The following is an 8,709-nucleotide window of genomic DNA, read 5'->3' as shown; positions in this document are numbered from 1 at the left end:
TTATTGAAGGGTAGCTGGCCATATACAAACCCCCTACCGCAGTTGCCCACAGAGAAACGGCCATCAATTTTCGAGCGGGATATTTATCGGCTAGCGGCCCGCCAAAAACATAGGCGCCAAAGGCCACTATTCCATAAATGGATTGGGCGGTGCCAATTTGAAAATTGGTGATCTCAAAGGCATCTAAAAAGGTCTTTCCAAAGACACGGATCAAAACAAAAGGCAAAATGAAGACTGCCTCTCCTGCTAAGGTCAATAGCAAGAGATAAACGCTTCTTTTAATGCCTGGAGAGAGGGTAGTGCTCAAATTATTTTAAGAATCGCGCTTGTAAATCATGCAGTTTGATATCGGCTTCAACTATCGTGCCCGTGCTGTCTATCAAGATGTTGCTCGGAATTGCAAGCAGGTAGAACTGCTCTGCTGTTGGACTGTCAAAGCCTAAGGTATCTGCAACTTGTTGCCAATTGAGTTCGTATTTTTCAATAGCAGCTTTCCAGGCCGTTGTATCCTCATCTATAGAAACCCCGAAGATCATGAGGTCTTTGCGCTCGGTATTGGAAAGTAGCTCTACATATTCTGGCATTTTCTCCAAACAAGGTCGGCACCAACTCGCCCAAAAATCCACCAAAGTATACGCACTCTGTGAAGGATCTAAAGCAGTGAGTTCGCCTTCTGTATTGATGAGCTCAATCTTACCAATGGGCTTCCCAGGCGCGTAACGGGTATCTTTTACGATCTTATTGTCAATCAACATCAAATCGTCAGGACTTTGAACATCCTTGTCCAATACTGCTAAAAGCTCTTCTGTTCTGGCCACCGTCAAGTACTTAGGGCCCAAGGTGAAATCGGCTAACAATTTGCCCGCATAAGGATGCGAAGGATTCGCCTTCACAATTTCCGCCACCTTATCAATGATCAGCGTATTGTAATCTGGGTTGTCTTGAATGCTTTTCCGATAGGCTTGAAAGCTATCGGAAAGTTCATCCCCGTAGGATCCCACAATAGAATCGGAAGTAAACATATAATGAGTTTCGTCTCCAGAAGGCTGAGAGGCAGTAGTTAAAAAGATCTCACTTTCTCCTGGCTCCACGTAGAGATAAGCCACGCCAGAAGGTGGTTGCATGTGCAAATATCCTTGTACAGGGTAAGGTACTTCACCCATAAAACTAAAGCGTCCATTCTCAACTTTAACAGAATCTTTTACCCGATAGGTCGAATCTCCGGGTTGAGTATAATTTAAAAAGAGGTAACCGTCATAATCACTGATGGTTCCACTAATAGCATAGGTCTTGGGTTCTTCTGCTTCTTGGCACGCAAAGAAGCTGACTGCCAGTAAAAGAAGGGCAGTCCATTTGTTTGTGCTCATTTCAAAGATTGTTTAGCTATTACCCTAAGATACAAACTAAACTTGAAGCACTCCCATGTTGAAAGGCTTTTCTATAGGCGCGTGGTTCGCCGCTTCAATTCCCATGCTGATCCAGGTTCTGGTATCCATAGGGTCGATCACCGCATCCGTCCAAAGACGGGCAGCTGCGTAGTATGGAGAGATCTGCTCATCATAACGCGCCTTGATCTTATCGTAAAGGGCAGACTCTTCTTCTTTGGAGATCTCTTTCCCAGCCTTTTTAAGCGATGCGGTTTCAATCTGCAACAAAACCTTTGCTGCTGAGTTTCCGCTCATCACAGCAAGTTCTGCACTTGGCCAAGCAGCAATGAGTCTTGGATCATAAGCCTTCCCACACATGGCGTAGTTTCCAGCTCCATAAGAGTTTCCAATGACGATGGTGAATTTAGGCACTACGCTGTTGCTCACAGCATTCACCATTTTGGCGCCGTCTTTAATGATACCACCGTGTTCGCTTTTGGATCCTACCATAAAACCGGTCACATCTTGCAAGAATACCAATGGAATTTTCTTCTGATTGCAATTGGCTATAAAACGCGTGGCTTTATCTGCGGAGTCGCTGTAGATCACTCCTCCGAATTGCATCTCACCTTTTTTAGTTTTGACGATCTTCCGCTGATTGGCAACAATACCAACGGCCCAACCGTCAATTCGAGCGTAGCCAGTCAAAATCGTTTGTCCATAGCCTGCTTTGTATTCTTCAAATTCTGAATTGTCAACCAAACGCTCAATGATCTCACGCATGTCATATTGCTCAGCGCGAGAGGCGGGGAGCAGGCCAAAGATCTCCTCAGCGTCTTTGGCAGGTTTGCTTGCTGCTATTCTATTGAAGCCAGCTTTGGGATTCTCTCCCAGCTTGCTCATTAAATTTTTAATAGTTGTAAGAGCGTCAGCATCATCTTTGGATTTGTAATCCGTAACTCCAGAGATCTCACAGTGAGTAGTGGCTCCGCCCAAAGTTTCATTGTCTATGGATTCTCCAATAGCTGCTTTAACCAAATAGCTTCCGGCAAGGAATATACTTCCGGTCTTATCTACAATCAAAGCCTCGTCGCTCATGATTGGAAGGTAAGCTCCACCGGCTACACAACTTCCCATAACTGCAGCAATCTGCACTATGCCCATGCTGCTCATCACAGCATTATTTCTAAAGATTCGTCCAAAGTGTTCTTTGTCCGGGAAGATCTCGTCTTGCATTGGCAGATAAACACCAGCACTGTCTACCAAATAGATTATAGGCAGACGATTCTCAATTGCGATCTCTTGCGCTCTTAAGTTCTTTTTAGCGGTAATGGGGAACCAGGCTCCAGCCTTCACAGTGGCATCATTGGCCACAACCACACATTGCACGCCTTTCACATAACCGATCTTTACCACTACACCTCCAGAAGGACAGCCGCCGTGTTCTTGATACATACCGTCTGCAACAAAGGCACCGATCTCAATGCTTGATTTTTTATCGTCTAAGAGGTAGTCAATGCGCTCACGGGCAGTCATTTTGCCCTTGGCGTGAAGTTTTTCAATGCGCTTTTCACCGCCGCCTAATTTGACTTTTGCCAGGCGATTTCTTAGGTCAGAACGCAGTAATTTATTGTGGTCTTCGTTTTTATTGAAGCTTAGATCCATGAATGTGAATTTTGTCAAAATTACGAAATACCAAGGGATTCCAGTGGTTTGTCAACCATAAATCATTCCTAAATATTTACATGGAAATAGTTTCCTTGGAAAATAAATATATTCTTTCTAAATTTGTACCAGAAACACAATCAAATTATGAAGAAGATAATCGCCTTTGGGGCAAGCAACAGTAAAAATTCGATCAATAAACAACTCGCATCTTATACTGCGAATCAAGTAGAGGGGGCAAGCGTTGAGGTGCTAGACTTGAACGACTATCCACTACCTATGTATGGAATAGATCTGGAGCAAGAATCTGGAATTCCAGAGAATGCTCAAGTATTTTTGAATAAGATCAAAGCTGCTGACGGAATTGTGATATCCTTTGCAGAGCACAACGGAGCTTATGCTTCAGTGTTTAAAAACCTCTTTGATTGGATGTCACGTATTGATGGCAAACTGTGGTCTGAAGTGCCTATGTTCTTAATGGCGACTTCTCCTGGAGGACGCGGTGGTCAGACGGTTTTAGATATTGCAGCAGGTCGCTTCCCGTATATGGGTGGAAACATTGTTGCTAAATTCTCGTTACCGAGTTTTGGAGACAATTTTAGTGAATCTGGTATTGCCGAAGATGAATTAGCTGCCACCTTCAAAAGCCAACTTAAATCCTTTGATGCAGCCGTTAACGGATAGGTGATGGGCGATATTTCTAAAGAAATACAATCAAAATTCAGCTCAGAGCGGGTCAAGGCCTTGATCAATGTGATGTATACGGCCAATTGGATCAACAATCATTTAAATACCCGATTTAAGCCTTTTGGCATCTCTCCGCAGCAGTACAACATACTGCGGATCTTAAGAGGTGCAGGAGGCCCAATGCCGACGCAAACCGTTAAGGAGCGCATGATTGACCGAGCGCCTAATGCTACGAGGCTAATGGATAAGCTTTGTGCTAAGGGCCTAATGGAACGCAAACCCTGCGCTACTGACAGGCGTGTGGTGCATGTAGAAATAACCAAAGCCGGTTTGGCTTTGTTGGATGAGATCGGAAGTGATCCGAACACTCATCTGCTTAAAAACTTAAGTCAGGCAGAAGCGAAACAGCTCAGCGCGCTGCTTGATAAGATTAGATAAGAAAGGAAACAAAAAATGAAAAGAGCAAGTGTAAAACAATTAGGGCAAAGTCCTTTTGTAAATATGGGACCGATTGAACTTCGGCAACCCATCCCAACGCGCAGTATTGAAATGGTAGATCCATTTGTGTTGTTGCATCATTACGGACCCTATGAGATCAGTGCGGAGTCTAATCCCTTTGATCTAGGGCCACACCCACACCGCGGTTTTGAACCCATTACCTTTTTGATCCAAGGAGAACAGCTCCACCGTGATTCTTTGGGTAATGAGAGTGTTGTCAAAAGTGGTGATGTACAGTGGACCACCGCCGGGCGCGGTATTATCCATGCGGAAGGACCCACCAAAGAATTCGTAGAGCGCAGCGGAACTTTAGAGGGAATTCAGCTTTGGCTCAATTTACCGGCCTCCAAAAAGATGATTCCAGCGAATTACCAACACGTTCGCGATGAAGATTTTGCAGTATTTAAAGGTGAGGACGGATTATCTTCAGTACAAGTCATCGCGGGTGAATTGGGAGATACTCAAGGAAAGATCCAAACCCAAACTCCGGTGAATGCTTATATGATCAAACTCCAAGAAGGCGCTGAATTGAATTTGCCTTTGGCGCAGTCGCATTATTCGCTTTTGTATCTTTTGCACGGCGCTGTAAACGTCAATGAGCAGTACAATTTGATGGAAAAGGCAGATCAGTTGGTGACTTTTGAACAAGATGGTGATGGCTTTAGCTTAAAAGCTACCGCAGATGCTCAATTGTTATTTCTAAGTGGTGAACCCTTCCATGAAGAGATCGCCAGTTGGGGACCTTATGTGATGAATACACAGACGGAGATCATGGAAGCTCTGAGAGACTATCAAATGGGCAAAATGGGTTACCTGTCTGTAACTGCGGGATAAGGATTAGGAACCTCCGCATCAAAGCAGCCTTCGGGCTGCTTTTTTTGTTAAAAATGTGCGATATTTGTCTTCCTCGCTAAAAAACTAAAAACGTATGGGAATGAACAAGAATACTGTCTTGGCTTGGGCCACGACCATCATGATCTTGGTGGGCTTAGGACTAATAGCCATGGGTGCCTTTAAGTATGATGATGTAGCAGGCTGGGGCTTCGCAGCCGTAGGTATAGGATTTTTTTGTATTGCCTGGGTATTCAATGCCCTCAAAGGACGCGTATAACACACCAAATATATGAGTGACGATAAAAAGGTCATCTTTTCGATGTCCGGGGTTTCTAAAACCTACCAATCAACCGGAAAACAAGTATTAAAAGATATTTATTTAAGCTTCTTCTACGGAGCCAAGATCGGGATCTTGGGTCTGAACGGAAGTGGTAAATCCACTCTGATGAAGATCATCGCTGGAACGGAGAAGAACTATCAAGGCGATGTAGTCTTCGCTCCAGGTTTCACCGTGGGTCTGTTGGAACAAGAACCACAACTGGATGAATCCAAAACGGTCATTGACATCGTTAAGGAAGGTGTCCAAGAAGTAGTGGATGTCTTGGATGAGTACAACAAGATCAACGATATGTTCGGTTTGCCAGAGGTTTATGAGAATGCTGATAAGATGCAGGAACTCATGGACAAACAAGCCAAACTTCAAGATAAGATAGATGCGACCAACGCCTGGGATCTAGACACCAAGTTGGAGATCGCTATGGATGCGCTAAGAACGCCTCCGTCAGATACACCGATCAACGTACTTTCTGGAGGGGAACGTCGCCGTGTTGCCTTGTGTCGATTGCTTTTGCAAGAACCTGATGTTTTGCTGTTGGATGAACCTACCAACCACTTGGACGCAGAATCTGTGCACTGGTTGGAGCACCATTTGGCGCAGTACAAGGGAACGGTGATCGCGGTTACGCACGACCGCTACTTCTTAGACAATGTTGCAGGGTGGATCCTTGAGCTCGATAGAGGTGAGGGTATCCCTTGGAAGGGTAATTACTCTTCATGGTTGGATCAAAAATCCAAGCGTCTAGCCCAAGAGCAAAAACAAGCCAGCAAGCGTCAGAAGACCTTAGAGCGCGAATTGGAGTGGGTGCGTATGGCGCCAAAAGGACGACAAGCCAAACAAAAGGCACGTCTGAACAATTACGATAAACTGATGAGTCAAGATCAGAAACAACTTGACGAAAAACTGGAGATTTACATTCCTAACGGTCCGCGTTTGGGAACCAACGTTATTGAAGCTTCTGGGGTTTCTAAAGCCTATGGAGAGAAATTACTTTACGAAGATCTCAACTTCAATCTGCCACAGGCTGGGATTGTTGGGATCATTGGTCCTAACGGTGCTGGTAAGACCACCATCTTTAGAATGATCATGGGCGAGGAGAACGCAGATAAAGGAACCTTTAGCGTTGGAGACACCGTAAAACTCGCTTATGTTGACCAAAGTCACTCCAATATTGACCCGGAGCGCAGTATTTGGGAGAATTTCTGTGACGGACAAGAACTCATTATGATGGGCGGAAAGCAAGTGAATTCAAGGGCTTATCTAAGCCGATTCAATTTTGGTGGAAGCGATCAGAATAAAAAGGTGAGCACGCTATCTGGTGGAGAGCGCAACCGCCTGCACTTAGCCATGACTTTAAGAGAGGAAGGCAATGTATTGCTACTGGATGAGCCTACCAACGACTTGGACGTTAATACCCTTAGAGCCTTGGAAGAAGGTTTGGAGAACTTTGCGGGTTGTGCCGTAGTGATCTCTCATGACCGTTGGTTCTTGGATAGAATTTGTACGCACATCCTGGCCTTTGAAGGAGACAGTCAAGTCTACTTCTTTGAAGGTAGCTTTAGTGATTACGAAGAGAACAAGAAGAAGCGTTTGGGCGGCGATCTGATGCCAAAACGTATCAAATACAAAAAACTGATCCGCTAGTGGATTTGCAGAATGTCAAGGCCATTGCCTTTGATGCAGACGATACCCTTTGGGTGAACGAACCGCTTTTCCGTCAAGCCGAAGAGCGGTTCTGTGAACTCATGGAACCCTTCGCAGACAAGGAAGACTGCAATCGGGAGCTCTTTGGTTATGAGATGCAGAATCTACCGCTTTACGGTTACGGTATTAAGCCTTTCGTGCTATCGCTCATAGAAGCAGCCATGCGCATTTCAGACGATAAGGTTCCGCTTAAAGTGATCGATCAGCTCATCGCTATGGGCAAGGAGATGCTGGAAGCTCCTGTGGAGGTCCTTGATGGGATTGAAGATACCTTGGAAGGTCTGGTGGGGAAATACCGCTTAGTAGTTGCCACTAAAGGAGATCTGCTAGACCAACAACGCAAACTCATTAAATCAGGTTTGGAGCCGTTCTTTCATCATATTGAGATCGTATCCGACAAAACTCAAAAGGAGTACAACAAATTGGTGCGTCATTTAGATGTGCGCAATAAAGAATTCTTAATGGTCGGAAATTCTGTAAAGTCTGATATCCTGCCTGTTTTGGAGATCGGAGCCTATGCCATTCACATTCCGTTTCACACCACTTGGGAGCATGAAGTGGTTAGAGAGCCTGTGGTACATCCCAATTTTAAAGAACTCTATCAAGCGACAGAATTGCTAGAATTACTGTAGCATCAGTTAGCAGGTGCGGCCAATAGCCCTTTGAGCCGCGTGATGATGCTTTGCAATACGGTAAAGATGGCGTCCGAAGAAAATCCGCCTAACAAGGCCAGAACGCTTTTGTCAAACAGGCTGACGGAATCTGCAGTGCCACCAGCAGGAACCACAATGATCTCAGAAACTAATAGTCCAGCAATGACTCCAAGGACAATGAGTGCCATATAGTAGATGGAATCTTCTGTGATCAAGGTGCCGTTTTTAACTGCGGAGCTGACCGTTTTTAGCAAATAAAAGGCAACGCCCAGGCCAGAGATTGAGGCTAAAAAGACCAAGTTTAAAAGCAAACTGCGCCCTTCATTATCTAATACGCCTTTGTCCAGCGAATCATTATTAACCTCGGGAGAAAGGGCAGTAACAATAAAACACGCCAAAAAGACCAAAGCTAGGAGCATTAAGTTGCGCACCAAAGGGAGCCTTCTAAAAATGGACTTTTGCTGCTCGTCTTTATACAGGGCACGCGTATAGCGTATACTTTTTGGTGTGGCAGGACTGATGTTCTTCACCAATACATTATGCGCGTTGATCAGATCTTCTACAGAGCTGTTTTCAATAAGACCTAATAACTGAGTGTCTATGGGAATGGCGTTGCGTGAGGCATAGCCCAACATACAGTTGATGTCACTGCTGAGTTGCGCAGTGATCTCTGGGCTGATCCCAGAGGTAGTAGTTGATAATTTAGTGGTTTTTGGTTTTGCTGCGGATGTGGCTGCGGTAGCGGTAGTCATTGTGATCAGTTAAGGGTTGGCAACTAAAGTAGCTCCCAACCCATAACCAAACACGCGTGTTTTTACTCGATTTAACGCTGTACCAAAAGTTGTTTAGATGCCGTCTTGCCGTCTTGCTGCAGTTTTACAATATACTGCCCAACTTGCACATCATCAATGTCAACTTGAACAATTCCGTTTTGCGGAAGCTGCTCAAAGGATTTTACCACTCG

The 8,709-nt window shown here is 44.9% G+C and carries 10 protein-coding genes; 6 read left to right on the top strand and 4 right to left on the bottom strand.

Going from position 1 to position 8,709, the window contains the following annotated elements; translation table 11 throughout:
* From HRT75_RS13235 to HRT75_RS13225, 3 genes are all read right to left on the bottom strand, one after another.
* On the bottom strand, positions 1–307 hold a 307-nt coding region (locus HRT75_RS13235), incomplete at its 3' end, for an MFS transporter (protein ID WP_291187638.1).
* Between the two features lies 1 nt (position 308).
* Positions 309–1,367: an AhpC/TSA family protein gene (locus tag HRT75_RS13230; protein ID WP_291187636.1), complete on the bottom strand. Its 1,059-nt coding sequence runs from the start codon at positions 1,365–1,367 to the stop codon at positions 309–311.
* A gap of 36 nt (positions 1,368–1,403) precedes the next feature.
* Positions 1,404–3,032 (bottom strand): carboxyl transferase domain-containing protein, encoded by a 1,629-nt coding sequence (locus HRT75_RS13225; protein ID WP_291187634.1) that lies wholly within the window; start codon positions 3,030–3,032, stop codon positions 1,404–1,406.
* Between the two features lie 147 nt (positions 3,033–3,179).
* Between HRT75_RS13225 and HRT75_RS13220 the strand changes: the two genes are divergently transcribed.
* The 6 genes from HRT75_RS13220 (at position 3,180) to HRT75_RS13195 (ending at position 7,724) form a co-directional block, all read left to right on the top strand.
* Positions 3,180–3,716, top strand: coding sequence for an NAD(P)H-dependent oxidoreductase (locus HRT75_RS13220; RefSeq protein WP_291187632.1), 537 nt, complete (start codon positions 3,180–3,182; stop codon positions 3,714–3,716).
* 3 nt (positions 3,717–3,719) lie between these two features.
* The gene (locus tag HRT75_RS13215; RefSeq protein ID WP_291187630.1) at positions 3,720–4,157 is read left to right on the top strand and encodes a MarR family transcriptional regulator; all 438 of its coding nucleotides are present in this window, start codon (positions 3,720–3,722) and stop codon (positions 4,155–4,157) included.
* Positions 4,158–4,172: 15 nt separating this feature from the next.
* Positions 4,173–5,051: a pirin family protein gene (locus HRT75_RS13210; RefSeq protein WP_291187628.1), complete on the top strand. Its 879-nt coding sequence runs from the start codon at positions 4,173–4,175 to the stop codon at positions 5,049–5,051.
* Positions 5,052–5,145: 94 nt separating this feature from the next.
* Positions 5,146–5,328, top strand: coding sequence for a CAL67264 family membrane protein (locus HRT75_RS13205; protein ID WP_272832119.1), 183 nt, complete (start codon positions 5,146–5,148; stop codon positions 5,326–5,328).
* A gap of 12 nt (positions 5,329–5,340) precedes the next feature.
* Positions 5,341–7,032 (top strand): energy-dependent translational throttle protein EttA, encoded by a 1,692-nt coding sequence (gene ettA, locus HRT75_RS13200; protein ID WP_291187625.1) that lies wholly within the window; start codon positions 5,341–5,343, stop codon positions 7,030–7,032.
* Positions 7,032–7,724 (top strand): HAD family hydrolase, encoded by a 693-nt coding sequence (locus HRT75_RS13195; protein ID WP_366665076.1) that lies wholly within the window; start codon positions 7,032–7,034, stop codon positions 7,722–7,724. Before ettA ends, HRT75_RS13195 begins: the two co-directional genes overlap by 1 nt.
* Before the next feature lie 2 nt (positions 7,725–7,726).
* On the opposite strand, the gene HRT75_RS13190 is transcribed toward HRT75_RS13195, so the two are convergent.
* The gene (locus tag HRT75_RS13190) at positions 7,727–8,497 is read right to left on the bottom strand and encodes a hypothetical protein (RefSeq protein ID WP_291187622.1); all 771 of its coding nucleotides are present in this window, start codon (positions 8,495–8,497) and stop codon (positions 7,727–7,729) included.
* Between the last annotated feature and the right edge of the window lie 212 nt (positions 8,498–8,709).

This window comes from Gilvibacter sp., assembly GCF_013214815.1.
GTDB lineage: Bacteria > Bacteroidota > Bacteroidia > Flavobacteriales > Flavobacteriaceae > Gilvibacter.
The sequence above is the reverse complement of the archived record's forward strand: the minus strand, read 5'-3'. Positions and strand labels throughout refer to the sequence as shown.

What these genes read in the sequence shown, in the direction of transcription:
- HRT75_RS13230 (WP_291187636.1), bottom strand. Translation starts at nt 1,367, where the DNA reads ATGAGCACAAACAAATGGACTGCCCTTCTTTTACTGGCAGTCAGCTTC.
- HRT75_RS13225 (WP_291187634.1), bottom strand. Translation starts at nt 3,032, where the DNA reads ATGGATCTAAGCTTCAATAAAAACGAAGACCACAATAAATTACTGCGT.
- HRT75_RS13220 (WP_291187632.1), top strand. Translation starts at nt 3,180, where the DNA reads ATGAAGAAGATAATCGCCTTTGGGGCAAGCAACAGTAAAAATTCGATC.
- HRT75_RS13215 (WP_291187630.1), top strand. Translation starts at nt 3,720, where the DNA reads ATGGGCGATATTTCTAAAGAAATACAATCAAAATTCAGCTCAGAGCGG.
- HRT75_RS13210 (WP_291187628.1), top strand. Translation starts at nt 4,173, where the DNA reads ATGAAAAGAGCAAGTGTAAAACAATTAGGGCAAAGTCCTTTTGTAAAT.
- HRT75_RS13205 (WP_272832119.1), top strand. Translation starts at nt 5,146, where the DNA reads ATGGGAATGAACAAGAATACTGTCTTGGCTTGGGCCACGACCATCATG.
- ettA (WP_291187625.1), top strand. Translation starts at nt 5,341, where the DNA reads ATGAGTGACGATAAAAAGGTCATCTTTTCGATGTCCGGGGTTTCTAAA.
- HRT75_RS13190 (WP_291187622.1), bottom strand. Translation starts at nt 8,497, where the DNA reads ATGACTACCGCTACCGCAGCCACATCCGCAGCAAAACCAAAAACCACT.